This window comes from Vibrio sp. 10N.261.51.A3, from assembly GCF_041471965.1.
Classification (GTDB): Bacteria; Pseudomonadota; Gammaproteobacteria; order Enterobacterales; family Vibrionaceae; genus Vibrio; species Vibrio crassostreae_C.
This window is the reverse complement of the sequence record NZ_JBFRPK010000095.1, coordinates 18,606-38,371: the sequence shown is the minus strand read 5'-3', so window position 1 is coordinate 38,371 and position 19,766 is coordinate 18,606. Positions and strand designations below refer to the sequence as shown.

20 protein-coding genes and 1 pseudogene are annotated in these 19,766 nt (G+C 43.0%); 11 read left to right on the top strand and 10 right to left on the bottom strand.

Annotated features, from left to right (window positions below; all coding sequences use genetic code 11):
- Positions 1-285: 285 nt before the first annotated feature.
- Positions 286-876, top strand: a pseudogene (locus tag AB4371_RS20025) (type I restriction-modification system subunit M N-terminal domain-containing protein); the annotation flags it as partial.
- A 58-nt stretch (positions 877-934) separates the two neighbouring features.
- On the opposite strand, the gene AB4371_RS20020 reads toward AB4371_RS20025, so the two are convergent.
- From AB4371_RS20020 to AB4371_RS19985, 8 genes are all read right to left on the bottom strand, one after another.
- A complete protein-coding gene (locus AB4371_RS20020; RefSeq protein ID WP_102322500.1) occupies positions 935-1,396 on the bottom strand; it encodes a DUF1643 domain-containing protein in 462 nt (153 codons plus the stop codon).
- Between the two features lies 1 nt (position 1,397).
- On the bottom strand, positions 1,398-1,571 hold the full coding sequence (locus AB4371_RS20015) for a hypothetical protein (protein ID WP_170963342.1): 174 nt from the start codon (positions 1,569-1,571) through the stop codon (positions 1,398-1,400).
- Positions 1,572-1,582: 11 nt separating this feature from the next.
- Entirely contained in the window at positions 1,583-2,359 is a 777-nt protein-coding gene (locus AB4371_RS20010) for a M48 family metallopeptidase (protein ID WP_102322481.1), read from the bottom strand.
- Positions 2,359-5,637 (bottom strand): type I restriction endonuclease subunit R, encoded by a 3,279-nt coding sequence (locus tag AB4371_RS20005; protein ID WP_372150562.1) that lies wholly within the window; start codon positions 5,635-5,637, stop codon positions 2,359-2,361. The genes AB4371_RS20010 and AB4371_RS20005 overlap by 1 nt, the downstream gene beginning before the upstream one ends.
- Before the next feature lie 44 nt (positions 5,638-5,681).
- A complete protein-coding gene (locus AB4371_RS20000) occupies positions 5,682-6,539 on the bottom strand; it encodes a DUF6933 domain-containing protein (RefSeq protein ID WP_372150561.1) in 858 nt (285 codons plus the stop codon).
- Positions 6,540-6,617: 78 nt separating this feature from the next.
- Complete coding sequence (locus tag AB4371_RS19995) at positions 6,618-7,847, bottom strand: restriction endonuclease subunit S (protein WP_372150560.1); 1,230 nt, start codon at positions 7,845-7,847, stop codon at positions 6,618-6,620.
- Positions 7,837-9,354 carry a type I restriction-modification system subunit M gene (locus tag AB4371_RS19990; RefSeq protein WP_372150559.1) on the bottom strand — a complete coding sequence of 506 codons (1,518 nt, stop codon included), beginning with the start codon at positions 9,352-9,354 and terminating at the stop codon, positions 7,837-7,839. Before AB4371_RS19990 ends, AB4371_RS19995 begins: the two co-directional genes overlap by 11 nt.
- A gap of 13 nt (positions 9,355-9,367) precedes the next feature.
- A complete protein-coding gene (locus AB4371_RS19985) occupies positions 9,368-9,994 on the bottom strand; it encodes a restriction endonuclease subunit S (protein WP_372150558.1) in 627 nt (208 codons plus the stop codon).
- A gap of 218 nt (positions 9,995-10,212) precedes the next feature.
- On the opposite strand from AB4371_RS19985, the gene AB4371_RS19980 reads away from it, so the two are divergent.
- Positions 10,213-10,938: a hypothetical protein gene (locus tag AB4371_RS19980; protein WP_372150557.1), complete on the top strand. Its 726-nt coding sequence runs from the start codon at positions 10,213-10,215 to the stop codon at positions 10,936-10,938.
- A 14-nt stretch (positions 10,939-10,952) separates the two neighbouring features.
- Here AB4371_RS19980 and AB4371_RS19975 read toward each other — a convergent pair whose 3' ends face one another.
- The gene (locus tag AB4371_RS19975) at positions 10,953-11,309 is read right to left on the bottom strand and encodes a hypothetical protein (RefSeq protein ID WP_372128785.1); all 357 of its coding nucleotides are present in this window, start codon (positions 11,307-11,309) and stop codon (positions 10,953-10,955) included.
- A 240-nt stretch (positions 11,310-11,549) separates the two neighbouring features.
- Here AB4371_RS19975 and AB4371_RS19970 point away from each other — a divergent pair, with 240 nt between their 5' ends.
- The 7 genes from AB4371_RS19970 to AB4371_RS19940 all read left to right on the top strand — a co-directional run bounded on the left by AB4371_RS19970 (position 11,550) and on the right by AB4371_RS19940 (position 16,184).
- Positions 11,550-11,912: a hypothetical protein gene (locus AB4371_RS19970; RefSeq protein WP_372128784.1), complete on the top strand. Its 363-nt coding sequence runs from the start codon at positions 11,550-11,552 to the stop codon at positions 11,910-11,912.
- Between the two features lie 77 nt (positions 11,913-11,989).
- Positions 11,990-12,376, top strand: coding sequence for a hypothetical protein (locus tag AB4371_RS19965; RefSeq protein WP_136982748.1), 387 nt, complete (start codon positions 11,990-11,992; stop codon positions 12,374-12,376).
- Positions 12,377-12,535: 159 nt separating this feature from the next.
- Positions 12,536-13,369 (top strand): hypothetical protein, encoded by an 834-nt coding sequence (locus AB4371_RS19960; RefSeq protein ID WP_372150556.1) that lies wholly within the window; start codon positions 12,536-12,538, stop codon positions 13,367-13,369.
- 5 nt (positions 13,370-13,374) lie between these two features.
- The gene (locus AB4371_RS19955) at positions 13,375-13,677 is read left to right on the top strand and encodes a hypothetical protein (protein WP_372150555.1); all 303 of its coding nucleotides are present in this window, start codon (positions 13,375-13,377) and stop codon (positions 13,675-13,677) included.
- Positions 13,678-13,902: 225 nt separating this feature from the next.
- On the top strand, positions 13,903-14,853 hold the full coding sequence (locus AB4371_RS19950) for a hypothetical protein (protein ID WP_372128781.1): 951 nt from the start codon (positions 13,903-13,905) through the stop codon (positions 14,851-14,853).
- 442 nt (positions 14,854-15,295) lie between these two features.
- Positions 15,296-15,526 (top strand): hypothetical protein, encoded by a 231-nt coding sequence (locus tag AB4371_RS19945; RefSeq protein ID WP_372150554.1) that lies wholly within the window; start codon positions 15,296-15,298, stop codon positions 15,524-15,526.
- The gene (locus AB4371_RS19940; protein WP_372150553.1) at positions 15,501-16,184 is read left to right on the top strand and encodes a DUF6236 family protein; all 684 of its coding nucleotides are present in this window, start codon (positions 15,501-15,503) and stop codon (positions 16,182-16,184) included. Before AB4371_RS19945 ends, AB4371_RS19940 begins: the two co-directional genes overlap by 26 nt.
- On the opposite strand, the gene AB4371_RS19935 is transcribed toward AB4371_RS19940, so the two are convergent.
- On the bottom strand, positions 16,181-16,735 hold the full coding sequence (locus AB4371_RS19935; RefSeq protein WP_017071865.1) for a recombinase family protein: 555 nt from the start codon (positions 16,733-16,735) through the stop codon (positions 16,181-16,183). The two genes, AB4371_RS19940 and AB4371_RS19935, sit on opposite strands and share 4 nt — an antisense overlap.
- 398 nt (positions 16,736-17,133) lie before the next feature.
- Between AB4371_RS19935 and yfcC the strand changes: the two genes are divergently transcribed.
- Entirely contained in the window at positions 17,134-18,612 is a 1,479-nt protein-coding gene (gene yfcC / locus AB4371_RS19930; protein WP_017071864.1) for a putative basic amino acid antiporter YfcC, read from the top strand.
- Between the two features lie 128 nt (positions 18,613-18,740).
- Complete coding sequence (locus AB4371_RS19925; protein WP_017059743.1) at positions 18,741-19,748, top strand: succinylglutamate desuccinylase/aspartoacylase family protein; 1,008 nt, start codon at positions 18,741-18,743, stop codon at positions 19,746-19,748.
- Positions 19,749-19,766: the final 18 nt, after the last annotated feature.

Here is a 19,766-nt window from a genome sequence, read left to right as displayed (position 1 = left end):
GCAATACTATCACATAAAAAACAACCATTGACTTATAATGCATTGATTATTAAACCATTCCAGCCTAACCACAATGCCACGTAAAATTATTTAATATTTAGAAAGATTTATTATTATATAAGGCAATGTTGGCACATTCCCCCCGAGTTGCTTGCACTAAATTGAAAGAATAGTCTGAAAGATTATGTAGATACCACCTAACTTACAAGGTGTTTCAAAGACAAAAACCTAGATTTTGGGTAAGATGACAGCAACTAACGTCATAACCTAACCCATAGGCACATCATGGTTCGTGAACACCAACAAGAATTACAAAAACAGCTCTGGAACATCGCTAACACTCTGCGTGGCAATATGTCAGCCGACGACTTCCGTGACTACATTCTAGGGCTTATCTTCTACAAGTACCTATCAGACAAGTTGAACCGCTACTGTGATGAACTACTTACTGAAGATGGTATCAAGTTCGTAGAATCTGATAATGAGTTGATTAAAGAATTGCATGATGAGTGTGTCGAGAACCTTGGCTATTTCATTGCCCCTAAACAGCTATTCTCAAGCCTTGCTAAGCGTGGCGAGAAGTCTGAGTTCATTCTTGATGAGCTAAGCCGTGTCCTTAATGACATTGAGCAGTCCACAACAGCGGCTGATTCTGCGGACGACTTTAACGGACTGTTTGAAGAACTCGACCTTAACTCTAGCAAGTTAGGTAAGAACCCAGACGCTCGCAACAAGCTTATCTGCCAAGTGTTGGTTCATCTAGAAAACATCGACTTCCAAATCGACAACACTGAGATAGACCTACTGGGTGATGCCTATGAATTCTTAATTGGTCAGTTTGCCTCTGGTGCAGGTAAAAAAGCAGGTGAGTTCTATATAATGCCATCTACCTCTTTACTGCCTAAATGCCACCTTCCTTTGGCAGCATAAACTGTTACCACTCAATCGGTGTTAAAGTCGATTTCAAATAAAGTGGATGAGCAGGTTCACCTGATTTATTGACTTTCAATACGTTTATTTCTGGAACTAAAGCTCGAACATCCTCAGAGCGATTCAAAAACACACCATCATTTCCCCATGCACCAACAATAACGCCTGCACTTTTAGATAGTCGAGTCAGTGTTTCGTCATTTTCATCACCGATAGGGTTTGTTGCTCTTTTCATGTCTTCTGGCTGAGTAGCTCGATAGGCAAAAAGGTTCGCCATACATAAGCCACCATACCCCCATGATTTGGCGAAATTAATACAGCGTCGAATAGTAGGATCATCTTCAGTTTCATCTGCCGTTGATGGATTAAGTCCTATGAACATCGCATAGGGCTTTGACTCATCCCAGGTTCGCCAAAGTTCATAACGATAAGTACTACAATCAGATAATCTTGCTGTTTTCTTCATATCAATCATCCACAACTTCAATCGTTACATGCTGAGCACCAAGGTATGTGCCTTCATCCACTTCATAACGCAGGGTTTCATCGCAATGTGGACAATCAAAGGCTTCGTTTGGCTCGATGCATTCATCTTCTAGCCAGTCCCAGCCAATATGCTTTTCACAAGTTGGGCATCTCATTTCAACAATCCTTATTCATTCAAATACAACTCAGCCATCCCATCTAAACGGGCTTTCACTTCTTTCCAGTGAGGCATCACGCTAGTTAGTAAGCGCCAAAACTTGTCACTGTGGTTATGCTCAGCGATATGGCAAAGCTCATGTAGGATCACGTAATCAATACACTCTTTGGGCGCTTTTATTAGGTGAGGGTTGAGCATCAGGTTCCCTTTGGCTGAACAACTTCCCCATTGCTTAGTCATAGGCAGTACACGAAAGCTTGGGATACCATCAACCCAGGTCGCTTGAGGTAATAACTCAGCTAGGCGCTCATGGAAAATACGTTCAGCTCGAACCTTGTACCAGTTGCGCACTAGTGCTTTAACCATGGCAGCTTTGTCATCGTTGAACCTCGTCAAGGTGACAAGTAACTTACCGCGAGTCATTTTTACCGTTGGCAAGGCATCTGCATCTTCAACTACCTTTAGTACATAACGACGACCAAGATAGAACTGCATCTCACCGCTGACGTAGTGTTTAGGCTGGACATGCTCCAAATGACCTCGAAACTCTTTCAGGGCATCATAAATCCACTTGGCACGCTTCATTACCGCTTGGTGAATGTCCTCAAGCTCAGCGTCTTCTGGGGTACTAACCGTGACATCGCAGTTGGGTTGCACCTTGATGGTAATGCTTCGCTTCTTTCCTTGTTTGATAGGCTTACGCAACACCTCATAGCTCACAGCCTCATCTCCATAGATGAAGCTGTATTCCTCTTTGTTGCGTTCGTCAGAGACTGTTGATGCCATTAATGGTGACCTGCTAAACCTAAGCGAGTGATTTGCACCACTTCTTCGGCAATGACTTGCGCTTTATCGACCCCTAAATCGGCAAACAGTAACGGAAGCACCTCTAGATTGATCTGGTTTTCAATCTCTGATGGATTGATTGAAAACTCTGCTACCGCTTTGCGCACTTTCTCGTCAATCTCTACTGCATAGTTGAAGCATTGATCCTCAGTAAGACCTTGACCTTCACAACCATGCTTTAAGAACAGTCCAAAGTAAGCTTGTACATGACGCTTAATTTTTGGATCTAGCTCTGTGAAGCGATCGGTTGGTAACCCCTCGACTTTGCGCTCTTTCACTTGCTCTTCAAAATCAGCAAATAGGAGATATTGCTTAACAGGCGCATCGAACATCTCTTTGGCTTGCTGAATTGCTTGTTTAAGCAGTTTCGAGAAATACTCTTGTGCATAAGGGTCGTCGGCAAGGTCTTGCTCAATCATCTTAGTGACACGACCAGTGATCGCATCTTTCTTATTGCGAGCCTCATCGTCACTTAGCTCTTCTGGTTTTATATCCTTACCCATGTTGCCAACTAGATAAGCGCCTTTAGACTCTTGGATCTCAACGCCACCGATGTGCTTGTCTAACATAGTGCGAATACTCTCAGCGTACTCGTCGTAATCAATGGTCTCTTCTGCTTGCTCACGGACAACTTTACGCAGCGATGTCATGCTTTTTAGTGTGTCTTTATAAATCTGGCGCTTATCATCAAAGCTCTTGTCTTCAAAGTAGGTGGCTGATTGCAAAGCGACTTTTAAACAATTAGCAAACGCAGTGAGTGTGCTATAAAAATCTTGGCGTTTCTTTAAGTTTAAATCGGTAGGCTGACCATCTACATATTCTATGTTCGGCGCAAATACCCGTGCCATTGCGTGCGGATCTTGGGTGTTTTTTACATCAATAAAAAATGCCCACAGCTCACTGTATAGACCAGGCAGTTTTTTATATTCGGTGTCCATTCGGCTGTATAAGCCTTTAAGATCGTCAATATCAAATCCACCTTGGGTACGCTCTGCCAAATCTTGGTAGTCAGCGATGGTGGCATCTAGCTCTTTTAAGATGCCTCGGTAGTCGATGAGGTAACCAAACTCTTTCTTTTGATGTAGACGATTCACACGAGCAATGGCTTGGATAAGGTTGTGCTGTTTAAGCGGCTTATCGATGTAAAGCACGGTGTTCTTGGGTTCATCAAAGCCCGTTAAAAGCTTATCGACCACGATCATCAAGTCAGGGCCATCATCTTTACCAAACTCTTCAATGATATGCTTGGTGTAATCTTTCTCATCTTGGCCAAAATCTGAGTCCAGTACGTTCTCTTTCCACCAATTCTGTACCACATCTTTGCTTTCTCCATCGACTGTATCGTGCCCCTCACGGGTATCTGGTGGTGACATGGCAACAACCGAGGTCACTTTACCAATTTGGTCGAGAAGCTTCTTATATTGGATAGCAGAGGATTTTGAGTCACAAGCAAGCTGACCTTTTAAACCTTGGCGCTTAAAGTTTTGGAAATGGTCTGAAATATCATGAGCGATAAGCTCGATACGTCCTTCGGTTTGATAGATTTGACCTTTTTGAGCAAATTTCTTCTTCAAATCGGTACGCTGTTTTTCAGTGAGCTTATCGGTGATGCGATCAAACCAAGCATCGAGCGCTTTGTCATTGGTACTCAACTCTGGCACGCGCTCTTCGTACAACAGCGGAGTAACGGTTTTATCTTCTACCGCCTGTTGCATGGTGTACGAGTGGATGATTTTACCGAATTTGTTTTCGGTCTTATCGTCTTGCAGCAAAGGTGTACCCGTAAAACCAATATAGGCGGCTTTTGGCAGGGCTTGCTGCATACGAATGTTGTTTTCACCGTTTTGACTGCGGTGGCCTTCATCAACCAGCACTATCATGTCAGGGCTGTCGTTGTAGCACTCATCAAGCTCTATTGCGGTGCCAAACTTGTTGATGATGGAGAAGATAATACGCTCATTGCCTTTACCAATTTGCTCAGCAAGGCGTTTACCCGTTGTAGCCATGGCAGTTTTACGATCTTTTTCAGACAAGGCTCCGCCAGAGGCAAAGGTACGCGCTAGCTGATCTTCCAAATCCACACGGTCAGTAACCACTACCACACGGCATTTAGCGAGTTCTTTAATCCAAATCAGTGCCTTGGACAAGAACACCATGGTGAACGATTTACCCGAACCTGTGGTATGCCATATAACCCCACCATTACGTGCGCCTTGCTCATCAAAAGAGGTTACACGCTCAATTAATGCTTTAATGCCAAAGACCTGCTGATAACGGGCAACGATTTTGCCCGCTTTTTTATCGAACAAGGTGAAGAGTTGGGTCAGTTCCAGAAGGCGGTCATGACGAAGTAGTGATACCAATAAACGGTCTTGGTCTGTCACCATTAAATCACCGCCAGCAATCAGTGATAGGTATTCATCACGAACTTTGGCAGAGCGGTGACCAAACAGCTTATCGAGCTGCTCTGGTGCAAGTGGCGTATTTTTAAGACGTTCAAAAGTGGCTTCGGTGATCTCTTCTTCTTTCCACTTCGCCCAGAATTTACTTGGTGTGCCGCATGTACCGTATAAACCTTCATGTCCATTCACCGACATTAGCAATTGGCTATAGGCAAACAGATGTGGGATCTCATCGACTTTTTGATTGCGGATGTTTTGTGAAATACCCTCGGCAACAGTTGGCTTGCCCTCATGGGAAGAATCAGGACGTTTGGCTTCAATGACTACCCAAGGTAGGCCGTTCACAAAGCAGACAATATCGGGAATACGATGACCCGTTCCATGCGCATTTTCCACTTCTAGCTCTTCGGTAAAGTGGAACTGGTTGTTCTCAGGGGTTTCCCAATCAATGACATTGATCGTTGGGCTGGCTTTCTTGCCATTAACAAACTCGGTCACGCCAATGCCATAGGTCAGAGCGTTATATAGTTTTTCATTCGCCGCTTTCAGCCCTTCATTCATGGCAGGGTTGGCAAGCTCATGGATAATTTTATCGATAGCCGCTTCCGATAAGTGATGATCTTTCCCCATGAAAGAGTAGGTTTTGTGCTTGAGTACATTACGCAGCACATCAGGCAAAATAACGGTAGAAAGGTTACCGCGCTTAACCACACATTCATTTGGTGAAATGAACTGATAACCAAGGTTAGTGAGTAAGGTTAACGCTGGAATTTTCGCGCTTTGTTCTTCTCGGAAGTTGGGTAAGTTGCCTGACATTGTCGTCCCTTATTGTCGATTCGTTTTTATTATCGTTATTGTTGTTAATGTAGTTTACGTTTTTTGGCCTGATTGAAGTCGATGACGTTATCGGGTGTCTCTTCGTTGAACGTGTCAGGGGCAATCTCTTGATAATACTCATGGATTGCTTGGCTGAGTTCGGCATTCATCCCATCAAAATAATCGTCGTCGGGAATCCCACGCTTAACCATTTCGGCATGCATCATTTGTCGGCGTAGAGATCCAAATAACTGGCGGATGAGCTTGTCCTCATTGTCACCCAATTCGCTATAGGTCTGCATCCAGTCAATGAACATCTCTTCGTCGGGATGAAAGTGGTCTTTCTTTTGTTTGGTCGAGCGAATCAAACTGTTTATCCACTCATCAAAGCTGGCGCACTCTTCGTGGCCGTCAGGGAGAGAACCTACTTGGTAAACTCGATTTTCAAATTGCCAAGCGACATCATTAATGTGGCTTTGTACACTGCGGTCACCGCGTTGACAAAAGAACGGCTTAGGATGAAATTTGATGAACTCATTGAACATCTCTTCAAAGCTCTCTTCATGGCACATTTCAAACTCTTCACCAAAGAATTGCATGTTGTTAAACAGCCGTTCCAGCAGTTGGTTGGTAAACTCGAGCCAATCACCTTTTTTAATGCCGACAAACACCATGGCGTAGCGGGTTTCGACATGCATGGCAATCAGCACTTTTTTGCGTTGAACATTTACCGCATGCACCAACCAAGCACTCACAGGTGGTGTCGGGGTATTCAACACATTCACGGCTTGAGAACCACTGACAGAATCCGTCGGCGGTTCTTCCAATGGGGATATTTTTTTGCCATTGCGCTTGACGGTGAAAAAGTCCGCAGCGGCTTTAGTGCAGTTAAACACTAACATTGTGTAATACCTAGTTTTGATAACGGCAATAATGAGTGGCGCAGGGCGTCACTCATTGGTCGAGAGTTAAGAGATGCTTTACGCCGCAACGTCTTCCTCCACTTTCACTCTTCTTTTTCCAGTAAGAAGTTGTTGCATCAGCGCCTTTTTCTCTTGCTTAAAGTGAGAAAGTTTAGTTTCAAGCACTTCAATTTCTTTATCAGCAGCGGTTAAGATTGAGGCGATTTTTTGTTGCTCTTTTAAGCAAGGAAAGCTCCACTTTATCTTCGCAAAATGTGGATACTTTAGATTCCAAGTGTCGGAAACAAGCCCTTGGGAGTTACGTTCAAATACATGAACCAGCCTAGGAAGCTTGAAAAGGTAAGAGGCATACATTGGGGCAACATTTTGTTGCGGAATTAGAATCGTATAAGCAGGGCTAACAATACCTTCCTTATTGGAGATGCTAGATCGACCTTGCCACATTCTCATCGTGTTATAACCGATATCATTTACGCAAATTCGACGATATTTAGACTTATCATCATTAGAGGTGTTTTTTCTCCCAGTATCTTCCTGGTACACAACACCATCACTGGAGGTAATTGAAAGAAGAGGTAAATCATCACGCTTTGTTTCAACACGTTCAGCAAATAATTCACCTAATTTAAATTCTTCCCACTCCCCCTCAAACGCCTTACCCCCCTCAGGATTAACCAAACGCTTCTTACCCGTCAAAAGCTGCTGCATCAAAGCTTTTTTCTGCTGTTTACTGGTTGCAATCAGCTTTTCAGTGGTGCTAATCGCTTTGTCCCATGTTGAGAGGATTTTGGCGATTTTGTCTTCTTCTTCTCTTGACGATGCAACCATCAATGGAAGCTCAGCTAAAATCGCCGTATTCATATTTGGCATCGTTTGGCCGACAGCATTCTGCTCTAGCCATTTTTTCACAGCATTTTTCTGTAGAAAATAAGACAAAAATAACGGTGAATGAGCTTTATTTGGTGTCGCTTTCAAACAACCTGTGCCGCATAAACTTCTTGGATAGTCTGATTCAATTAATGCAAAACGAGAGACATCGCCACGGCGACTAAAGAGCAAATCACCAGATTGAAGCGTATGTTTTTTAAGATCATCAGCACGGTGCTCTGGTATCTTTGCTGCTGATTCATTATTAGCTCGATAATTAATTAGGTCTTTAGGCATAAGTACAGGTACGCCCTCATCCGTGTACTCATGAGCATGCAATTGGCTTCCGAATGGGCCTGTTTGTAAGCTCCCAGAGCATACTTCGCCTAGTGAAGTTAATTTCCAACCATTAGGCACCATAACCCAACTCCTCTAGGTAACCCGCCATTTCCGCTTCTAGATCAGCTAACTCATTTTGTAGCGCTAAACGTTCAGTGCGTACCGTTACCAAATCAATCTCTTCTTCTTCCTCAAAGGTATCCACATAACGAGGAATGTTGAGGTTGTAATCGTTTTCGGCAATCTCTTCGAGGGTCGCTAGATACGAGTATTTGTCGGTGGTTTCACGCGCCTTGTAGGTATCAACAATCTTCTGAATGTTATCGCTCGTTAATACGTTCTGGTTCTTGCCCGATTTAAACTCACGTGAGGCATCAATAAACAGTACCTTGTTATCATCTTTTTGCTTTTTGAAGATAAGGATTGCAGCTGGAATGCCCGTGCCAAAGAACAGTTTTTCAGGTAGGCCGATTACTGCATCTAGCAAGTTTTCATCAATCAGTTGTTTACGAATTTTACCTTCTGATGAAGCGCGGAATAGCACTCCGTGAGGTACAACTACACCCATGCGACCAGTTTGCGGCTTAAGCGTTTCAATCATGTGTGAGATAAATGCATAGTCACCTTTGGTCTTTGGTGGAATACCACGGCGGAAGCGACCAAAGTGGTCGTTACCTGCATCTTCAAAGCCCCATTTATCTAGTGAGAATGGTGGGTTGGCGGTTACTACATCAAAGTGCAGTAGGCCACCGTCTTTATCCTGAAGCTTAGGGTTACGAATGGTGTCGCCCCACTCAATGCGGTGGTTGTCTTCACCGTGTAGGAACATGTTCATCTTGGCTAGCGACCAAGTAGAACCAATCGCTTCTTGACCAAACAGTGCGTACTGCTTAGAGCCTGCAAAGTTGTTTTGTACTTGCTTACCACACTTCATTAATAGTGAGCCTGAACCACAGGCAGGGTCACAGATGCTATCGCCTTGTTGTGGCTCTAGGATGATAGATAGTAGGTCAGACACCTCAGGTGGGGTATAGAATTCACCCGCCGATTTACCGCTGCCAGCAGCAAAGTGTTTAATCAGGTACTCGTAAGCGTTACCAATCACATCCAGTGAACCCACACGGCTTGGACGCAGGTTTAGCGTGTCTTTACCGAAATCTTCTAATATATGACGTAGGATGTCGTTCTTCTGCTTTTCATCACCGAGCTTGTCGGTGTTAAAGCTGATGTCCTGGAATACATTCTTTAGCTTGGTGCCATTAGCTTCTTCAATTGCGTGTAGTGCTTGGTCGATGCGAGAGCCGTTGCCTGCCTCAAAACGCGCTTCGTACAAGTCCCAGAAGGTCGCTCCTGCTGGAATTTTGAAAGACTGTTTCGACATCATCGCAGTGATCATCTGTTCGTTGCCATTGAACTGCTTTGATAGCTCATCAAACTTGTCTTGGTGTACGTCAGAGATGTACTTCAAAAATAGCATGGTTAGGATGAAATCTTTGTAGATAGAGGGGTCTACTGTGCCTCGGAAGGTGTCACAAGCAGCCCAAACGGCTTTGTTGATCTCATCTTGATTGATTGGTGTGTGTACCATTGTTTCCCAGCCTTTAATTATTTCGTTTTAATTCGTGTGAATTTTGGATTAAGTCAGTAGCAATAGCATTAAGCTGCTGCTGACGGTTGTTGATAAGCTTATGAAGCAGCGCATTCTCTTTGATGGTGGCTTCATAAAGTTTGGCAATCGTGTTTTGAGTTTCAATGTCGGGCAGTGCGATGGGCGTTGCTGCAAGCACAGGTTTTCTGATGCTTATCTGAAAGCTGCCTTCGGCACTGCGCTTAAAATAGATTTGCACAGGCGATTGGTTAAGCTGCCATGTTAGAAACTGTGGGTTGACCTTTTCTTGCCATTGCGGTTTTACCCTGAGCAGAAACAAGCTTGGCGCACAGGTGGTGCGCTCTAATTGCTTACTCACATAGCTTGCCAGATGTTTCGAACCTTTGGCGCTAAATAACACATCACCTTGCTTGAGCCAGTCGGCATCCCGTTTACCTGTCAGGTCGGTGGTGATCAAATCATCCGTTATCAACTCACCTAAAGGAGAGATGTCTTTAGCTTGTACGGCTTTAACGCTGCCACTAGGGATGGCTCTGATCGCCCCTCTAAATGGGTAACCCGCTTGAATCGTGACACAGTCGTTGAGTGTTACTGATGTAACCGTTTTCTGAACACTCATCTCTGAACGCTTCCTTTTGGAGTGTTCAAGATTGCTTGCTCATTACTTTCAACCATTTGGCTGAGCCTCTTAGTTATTTCATGTTTGATATTGTGGCATCTAACAAATCTCGCGCAATGATTTTTTACAGTAATTGTATGATGCAAATAAAATTTTGACATTAAAGCCTATCTCACCTATCTTTTTATTGCAGTAAGTGAATGGTGCAAGGTGGTGTAATGGTAAGTGTTGTTAAAAATGAGGTGAATCTGGGTGATTTGCCGTACTTCAATCAGGAGTCTCGTTGTGGGCAGCCATTACGCGAGGTGTCGTATCATTGTGATCGCGAGATCAGTAAGTTTCCTCGTTTACGCTCATTGACTCGTATTCACGATGTATTGGAAATGAATTTGTTTCTAGAGCATCGCTATAAAGGGCAGTTTATGCCTCCCAAGCGTGCCAATCAAACAAACAACCTTGGTGGGGTAAGTGTGTTGACGCTTAGCTCAACGGCCTATTCATTAAGCATCTTCCTGTCATGGCTTGAAGAAAACAATGTAGCGTGGCAAGAAGTGATTGCTATTGCCCCTTCAGAAAAAGCCAAGTATTGGCTCCCTGTGTACCGTTTTCGCAAACACTTAATTGATCGAGTCGCCGCCAAAGAGATCGATCGTGACTCTGCCAATCTTTATATGAACCATATTCGCCAATTTTACGAGTGGGCACTCAAGCAGCGCCGCATCGATAAAATTCCTTTCGAATACAAAACTCAAGTTATTAAGAAAAAGCGCAAAGATGGGGATATTGATTTTCTATTTAGTGGTCAGTTTGCTCAAGAGCGTGGTATCACGGTAACAACCACCGACTTGCTCATACCTAAGAAGTACAAGCAAAAGTCCTTTAATCAGAATGAATTAGCGCCTTATAGCCGTGAAGAGTTGGAACTGCTTTACCCCAGCATTTAAACAAATTCAAATCATCAACCTTGATACGGCGGAAGCCCTCGAACGATTTCCTTGGCGACAATAGTAACAATCGCTTTCGCCTTCCTTTGCTTTTCAGTCATAAATCTATTGCAGTTTGAATAGGTCAGAGGCACGACAGGTTCGCCCTCAACTACATCTTCTAACGATGTTGCATCTACGCAGTATTCCGTAATTTTAAGCACCCACTGATATCGACGAGATCTTTCTTTAACATCTTGTTTAGTCAGATATTCAGCTTCAATACACAGACGAATCACTAGCTTTTCTATTGTGGTTTCTCGGCACTCTTGAAGCTTTTCTTCTTGTTTTTGAGCAAGCCTTGTAGCGGATGTAACGGGGGTTTCTTTCATAATAGGTTTTCTTTAAGGGTAATGAACTTTCGTTAGACCCTCAAATCGACGTGCAGAACTCAATAAAAAGAACATTTTTTTAAAAATTTAAGCTATTGAATTAAATAGAAAACAGCCCTCCCAAGCAACGTTAAAACGTTGATTTTGCAACTAAAATTTACTTGCAAGTAATTTTTGAGCTTATTTTATTCAACAATACGTGGCATAGTAAAACAATCAAAACCAAATGAGATATCTACGATGAATAAGTTAGAAGTGATACTGGCATGCGTAAACATACCGATTTATATGGACGTTGAAGAGAACGACAATGGCGAGTACGAAGCGTGGTATTACGATGTAGCTGAAACCTTTAGCACCAAAGATCAACTAGATAAGATCGTTGATGAGGCAAAAACTTCTTTTGATAATATGCTCAATGATTTATTAGAAAAACACGGTCTTAGTGCTCACCCTAGCACCAATGACTCTTGGGATATAATGCAAAATTTAACCGATATTAGCGGTCAAGTATGTCAAATTTGCATTGGTACTGTTTCGCACTTTGGTGATATTCACCGCCTTACTGAAGAACTAAGAGAGCAAATCCAGAGTTCCCAATAAGACTTACTTTTATATAAATGGGCGATAACCCATATCGATCCCTTATTGTCAAATACCTGCTAATTGAAATAGAAAACATGACCCCATTAGAACACTACATAAACACTACGGTTTTTCCTCCTTATTTTCTAATTGAAGTCTGTGAAGAAGGCTACCAAGCATCATACTCTTATGATGTAAAATTTATCCAGACAATAGAGCAACTTGAAATGTTTCTTCAAGTTGCTGCTGATGCTTTTGCTGACCTGCTAAATGGGCTGTGTAAGGAGTATGACTTAACTGTAATTGAAGTATATGGCGGCAGTTGGAAAATTCTGGAAAATATAAGAGATAAAGAGACTCAACAACCACAGGTTTGTATTGCTAAAGTGTCCCATTTTGAAGAAATAGAAATGCTAGCCAATGATCTTCTGTTAGATTCATTTTTTCCTAATGATGACAACTACCTTGAAAAACACCGCTAGCTTTAAAAAGGGTAGTTAAGAAGGGTCTCCCTTCTTGCCAGTGGACAACGAAAAGCGAAGCCGTTGTCCTATCTGGAACCACTACTGAATATGTATGCTTACAGTCCAGTAGTTTGTACAAGTTAAGGCAAAAGCCTAAAATTTAAATAAACATCCAATATGCTAAAAAACTGGACTGTAATAACCCAACCCGTCCGCCTCGCTACTGATGGCGTCATGATGCGCGAACGTTACCTGTTAAACACCAAACACGCCAACCACTGGTGCACCGAGGACCTCGTATCACTCTTCGGCTGTGCCAATAACTCCAAGCGCATTGCTCTTGCAGGCGAACAATTCAGGCTTAATCAACAGTTAAATAACCGCCATGGAGGTCGTCCGTTATCAAGCTACGCTATGGAATATTGCCTTACGTTGCCAAAAGGCTACAGACCTAGTTATGAGCAATGGCAATCTATTGTCAAAGATTGCTGTTTAGCTCTCGCAAGGCTTTGCAAGCTCAACAAATTAGAGTTCGCACAATATCGCCAGCAAATCCGAGCTGTATTACACCAACAAAAGCAAGACGGAAAACGCGGCAGCGGTGATCACGTCCACTTAATTATTGGGAAGGTCGTTGGCAAGCGAGTTCTGAAGGAGCTTCAGCAGAAGAGAGCCACTAAATTAATCAAGCAAGCTTTCAATTCTGCTGTTTTAAAACATGTCGGGGTAGATCATCGAAGTTATGAACCAATTGAAGCTAAAAAAGGCAGGAGGCTCTCGACTTGGCAATATCAGTATGAGAAAGCCAATCAAGCTTTAGAGGTAGAAAAACTTATCGCGAAAATGCAAAGTCAATTTGATAAATGGCTCAAAGCCAAGGAAGAGCATAACGACAGGCAACAACGACGCCAAGAAAACCGACTCATAAAAACCTATGAATCCCTCGCCTCTCACTCATTATCGAAGCAGCAACAAGAGCAATTAAGTAAAATAAAACAAATAATAAAATAGAACTTATGCCTTATTACAACGGAAAATGGCACCGATATTCTGAAGCTGAAAGGCGTGAATATGGTCGCCAACAAACAGAAAATTATCGCCAAGTTTGGCATCAAAAATGGATATCAAAAACTGGGTTGAAGCAAGAAAAAAACTGGACTGACGGTATGATTAAACAGTTTCTTTCAGGAAAAGAAGAAAATGCTGGGAAGAGCAAGGCTTATAAACGCTCCCTCATTGAGAGAGTCGAGAAAACCAAACCGTTTAAGGTAATTATGGTTGAACGAACTAAAAGGCAGCAAAAAAGACGACTGCACTAAACACTAAGCCAAAGACGCCAGTTCAACTCCCAAACAGGGAGCTGAACTGGCGTCATCGCTTTTAGTGATAATGAACCTCCCCATAAAGCATGTTCTTATGCCCTACCAATGCTCTAAGTTCCAAAAAACTACTAACTTTGTAAGGTTATATTACTAACACATTAAGTAACAATCACTTAATTGATAAATTAGCATATTAATTCAATTGGAAAGAAATAACATTTAATGAAAAAAATTCTACTCGCCAGCATCATTGCTAGTACCTTAATTGGATGTAACAGCTCTGATGATAAAAACGATGGTGGCACTCCTCCTGTCAATCACGACACCGTTGTCAAAACTCTAACTGCTTTAAGCGAAAATAACTTTTCAAATATCAATGATCAAGATTCTTTCCCTCATGACTATCTGGATCTGTCAAATGATGGCGATTATTATCATTGCACTATCAACCCATATCTATCCCATAGCCTATGTGCGGAAGAGCAAGACAATCTACCGACTCTAGGAGCGCTTTCTCGCTATGTCGCTGGCGATAACGATGGTGAGCTGATAAACGTTTATTTCAATGATCCAGATAACAACAATAAGCAACCACCTCAAGAGTTGCTTGAAGCTCTTGATATGATCGAATCGATTGTCGGACGCACTATGTTCAACCGTGGAACCAGTTCTGATAGCACAGTACAAAGAGTGGTGATTGAAGAAGAACATGATGATTCTAATTACGACGCATATCTGGTCTATGCAGATGCTTACAATGCGAATATAAATGGCGGCATCATTGTTTCTACTGGAACTTACGGCACAGATAAAGGCGAAGGATACAACTGTGGTAACTGGACAGCTACCCGACATGGTAATTCAGGGAAACACGTAATTAATGCTCAAAATGAATACCTCACTGACTCTGGGTTTAGCTGGATTCATCTTCCTGATGAAAGCTATAAGTGCATAGCACCAACGAACCTAATTGTTCATGAATTTGCACACGCTCTTGGGTTTACTCAATTCGGAGATGAAATAGGAAACGGTGACTCTCAACATTTCCCGGGATTTGGCATTGACGGGATGTGGGACGAGCGAGCAGAAGCTGTATTGCATGCCCTGTACAATATCCCTATAGGCACTTCTGCTGATCAGCTTGAAACTGAATATAATAAAATTAAAAAATAAAACAAATCTATACAAAAGGGCTGATAATCAGCCCTTTATTTTTACCTCCAGAGATACCTACTTAATGATTTTCGCCACCAGTTCAACTCTGATGAGGGAGCTGAACTGGCGTCCTTAATTTAGGATAATAGACTTCCATCTTGATACTGGCCTTATATGGTACTAAGATGAGGTACTAAAGGGTTAATCTCAAAAACCACAAACACCCTAACCTATTGAAGTCACTGTTTTTTAAGGCAGTTGAAGGCGACTCCCGCCAGCTCCACCAAACGTTTGGAAACAGCGTTATTTCAATAGGTTAGCGCCTTTTGGGATAGCGCTGTTTTTGTATGGGTGCCACAGTAAAGTGCCACACTTCATAAAGTCTATTCTCTTCCTTTCCCCTATTCAACACCTTGCATTATCATAATAACCTAACTATCTGAGTGTAAGGCGATTATCAATGGAAAGAGGTATTGTTCTATCTCCTCAATTTGAGTATCCAGAAACAGGTGGGGCTTTATTTCGTTCTGCTACTGATGATTTTGAGTTACGTAAGTACCTACTTTATTGGGATAAGATTGAAGTTCCTAAATGCTCCTCGATAGAGTTTGATTGCTGGCAGTTCCAAGAACTAGAAAAAGCTGGTGCGTTACAACGAACTCGACATGGAGAAAAACCTCGCTCGCTTTAATGTATCTAACTTTATGACTGCTGAGATTGTTGATTGCACTGGTGTAACCCTAAGCAAAAAGGCTGGAGATGAAATCCTTGCTTCACATGAAGCAATTTTTAAACAGCTCAATGAAGCACATCCAGGCTTATGGTCTAAGGCTCAAATCTCGGATAGCATTCTCACCACAACTCCTGTAGATAAAGAGAGTATTGAACTGGAGCTTCAAGGTTTACTACCCGTCCCTACTGTTAGCACACACTTCGATTCTATACTTGAATTTAAGTACAAGCATCATGATGAACTGCTCGCGTTCCGTAGTTACCTAGATGAACTCTACCAGTCAGTGCTAACTGCTGGTGACATACCTAGAGCAAAAAATACCGCAATGATTAAGCTGGAAGCTTCCATTAGAGATGTCAATCGCACCTTAGAACAGTCCAAAATAGACATTAGTGTCGATAGCCTTCGCTCTGTGATTTCAGATACAACTGGTATCCTAGGCTTAACTCTTGCTGCACTAGGTACAGCATCGCAATTTGGTTTTGACCCGTTAAAAGCTGGCTTAGCTGGTGCAGCAATAGGAATTGCACCAAAACTAATACGCCAATCATCCGACTCCACTCCAGCGGAACTCATGTACCTCAAGAGCGTGAGAAGAGAGTTTAAACCAGCTTAATACTCTCTAGCGTCAAGGAGCCGATACAGTGTCGCACGACCTATTCCTAACTCCTTGGCTGCTTTAGCTTTAGGTACACCGTTATCCAATAGCTTCTGCACATCCTCTTTCGTCACCTGTGCTTTCGGTCTACCTATGTGTTTACCAGCTGCCTTCGCTGCTGCTATCCCCTCAGCCTGACGCTCTTTAATCAATTCCCTTTCCATCTGTGCCACTGCTGCCAGTATCCCTAGTACACCTTTCTGCGCTGCACTCATTACACCATCGAATCTCATTCCTTCCTTGTGGAACTGTACCGATACACCTTTCTGGTTCATCTGCTCCACCAGCCCTACAGCATCACCTGCACCGCTACGACAGATACGGTCTAGGCTGTGAACATGCAGCACATCACCATCCCTGACATAATCCAAGCACGCCTGTAGCTGTGGTCTGTCTACTGTCTTAGCTGATACCTTTTCCTCGAACACCTTATCCAGTTTCACATCTGCTAACTGTCTGCTGGTGGACTGCTCTGCTGTACTAACTCGAATGTAACCTACGTTCGCCATGCTTACTCCTAGTGTCTCAAAACCTCTTAACACTTACAGGATTGCATGTATCAAAACTCTAAGTCAATGCTTTTGAGACAACCTTAGATACAGTCTCATAAGGTATAGTTTTTTATATATCCAGAGTCGCTCTATGAAACTTACCGCACTGCTTAAAAAGAACCTGAGCTAGGACTTTTTACCTCTAAATAAAACCAGGCAATAACAAGTTAAAAATAAAAACCATCATGCCACGCAAAAACAAGAACATAACACCACCAAACAAGCCAAAAACCAATTTAAAATTGACATTATATGCTTAATTAGTGATATTTTATGCCAATCTTAATTATAGCTAAAAACTGACAATGAGCACGACAACCACAACATCGGATACCATCCAAAATAAGACATGGAAAATGCCAGATACTCTGGTGCTAATTTTCTTTATCGCGTTGCTTGCGACTGCAATGACATATGTCATACCTGCAGGCATGTTTGAAACACAAGACATCAGCTATGTTTCTGATGGTGCAGAGAAAACTCGTACCGTTCTAGATCCAGCTTCATTTGCCTATCACACCGACCCCCAAGGCAACCCGATTTACAATACTGTCGGACTATTCGCCAGCGGTGGTGATATCGGCTTAATGAACTTCGTATTTGAAGGTTTAGTGTCTGGATCTAAGTGGGGTTCAGCAATCGGCGTTATCATGTTTATGCTTGTGATTGGCGGTGCTTTCGGCATTGTGATGCGCACAGGTACTATTGATAACGGTATCTTGCGTCTCATAGACAAAACCAAGGGCAGTCAATCTCTTTTCATTCCAGTATTGTTTGCACTGTTCTCGCTCGGTGGGGCTGTATTTGGTATGGGTGAAGAAGCCGTCGCCTTTGCCATTATTATCGTGCCGCTAATGGTACGTATTGGCTATGATGGTATTACTACGGTAATGGTGACGTACGTAGCGACTCAGATTGGTTTTGCTGCTTCTTGGATGAACCCATTTTCTGTTGCTGTTGCCCAAGGCATTGCTGGTGTACCTGTCTTATCTGGGGCATCGGTGCGTATCGCTCTATGGGTTTTCTTCACCGCGCTCGGCATCGCTTTTACGATGTGGTATGCGAATTCGGTAAAGAAAGACCCTTCGAAATCTTACAGTAAAGCTGGTGATGTTTACTTCAAGAAGCAACAAGGAGACTTGACTCAATCACGTTGGAATATCGGCGATACGTTGGTGATTCTCACCGTGATAGCGAGCATGACCTGGGTTATTTGGGGTGTAGTGGTTCACGCATGGTACATTCCTGAAATTGCCTCTCAGTTTTTCACTATGGGATTTGTTGCTGGCTTAATCGGTGTTATTTTCCGATTAAATGATATGACCATCAACGACATGGCCGATTCATTTAAGGAAGGCGCAAGTGTGATGCTAGCGCCCGCTATTCTTGTGGGTAGTGCTAAAGGTATCTTGCTGATTTTAGGCGGCGGCAGCGATGCAACCGAGCCAAGCGTACTGAATTCAATCTTAAGCAGTGCGGGCGGTGTGATTAGTGCATTGCCAGAAGCGATGGCTGCTTGGCTGATGTTCGCCTTCCAAGCTATTTTCAACTTCTTTGTAACGTCAGGATCAGGGCAGGCAGCTCTAACGATGCCATTAATGGCGCCACTCGCCGATTTAGCAGGTGTGACTCGTCAAGTCGCGGTTTTAGCATTCCAGCTAGGTGATGGCTTTACCAATATCATCGTCCCAACATCAGCTTCTTTGATGGCAACACTAGGTGTATGCCGCATTGACTGGGGTGATTGGGCAAAATTCTGCTGGCGCTTTATCGTGCTGCTATTCTGCTTGTCGAGCGTTATTATTGTTGCGGCTCACCTGCTGGGTTTTGCATAACAGCGCCTTTCAATATTTACGTGTATCTCAATGGGCAGTTTACTGCCCATTTTTAATCACAGCTTTCAATAACAATCATCCAACACAGACTCAGAATAGATTGTGAACCAGAGACAAAGGAAACTAGTGTGAGAAAAACTACTTATACCAATGATGTTCTAAATGGACACCCTGTAATATCTCAACTCAATGTTGATGACTTACCGATGGGATGCCATCGTTTCTGGTTTGAGGCACAAACTAACGGTGTTGGTCAAAATCATCATTTACCTGTGGTCGTCTATCGCGGTGAGCAAAGTCAAAATGCTCGCAAAATAATGGTAACGGCAGGCGTTCATGGTGATGAATTAAATGGAGTTATTACCGCACAGAAGGTCATTCAAAAGCTCGTAAACGAGGAGATACACGGCACAGTCATCATTATTCCGATGATTAATGTGTCAGGTATGTTGATGCACAGCCGAGATTTTATTTCATCGGATCCGGATGCATCCCCAGCAAACCTTAACCGTATATTCCCTGGAAACCCGAACGGTGATGCCTCACAACGTTTTACACATTCAATTTGGCAGAACCTACTCAGCCATAATGCGGATCTTGCTATCGATCTGCATACCCAAACTCGCGGAGCAGAGTATCCTTTGTATGTCTTTGCCGATTATCGAATCCCCGCAGCAATCAAAATGGCTCGATTGATCAATCCTGACTGTATTTTTGATGATCCAGGTGATGATGGCGTTTTAGAAACGCAGCTCAATAAAAGTGGTACGCCCGCTATCACCGTCGAGGTTGGTTCTGGAAAGGTTTTACAACCCGACCTCATTGAGCGTTCAGTGAATGGCGTGATGAATATCCTGCACTCGGAAAATATCATCTCTACAAAGATAGATCAGCCTCACTATGCCTGCTTTGAAGGCAAAGAAACGGTGACCATTAGAGCCAATGTCGGTGGTTTCGCTCTCCCTCAAGTTAAGGTCAGTGAATCAGTACAATCAAAACAATTGATTTCAATTCAATATGATAGTTTTGGTTCTGAGAAACAACGTTATTACGCCCCTGCTGATGGCTATGTACTCAGTGTCAATCAAGATCCGATGCGTGAACCGGGCGCTTTGTTAGTCAGACTATTGAAGTAACACGTCACTTCATCAAAT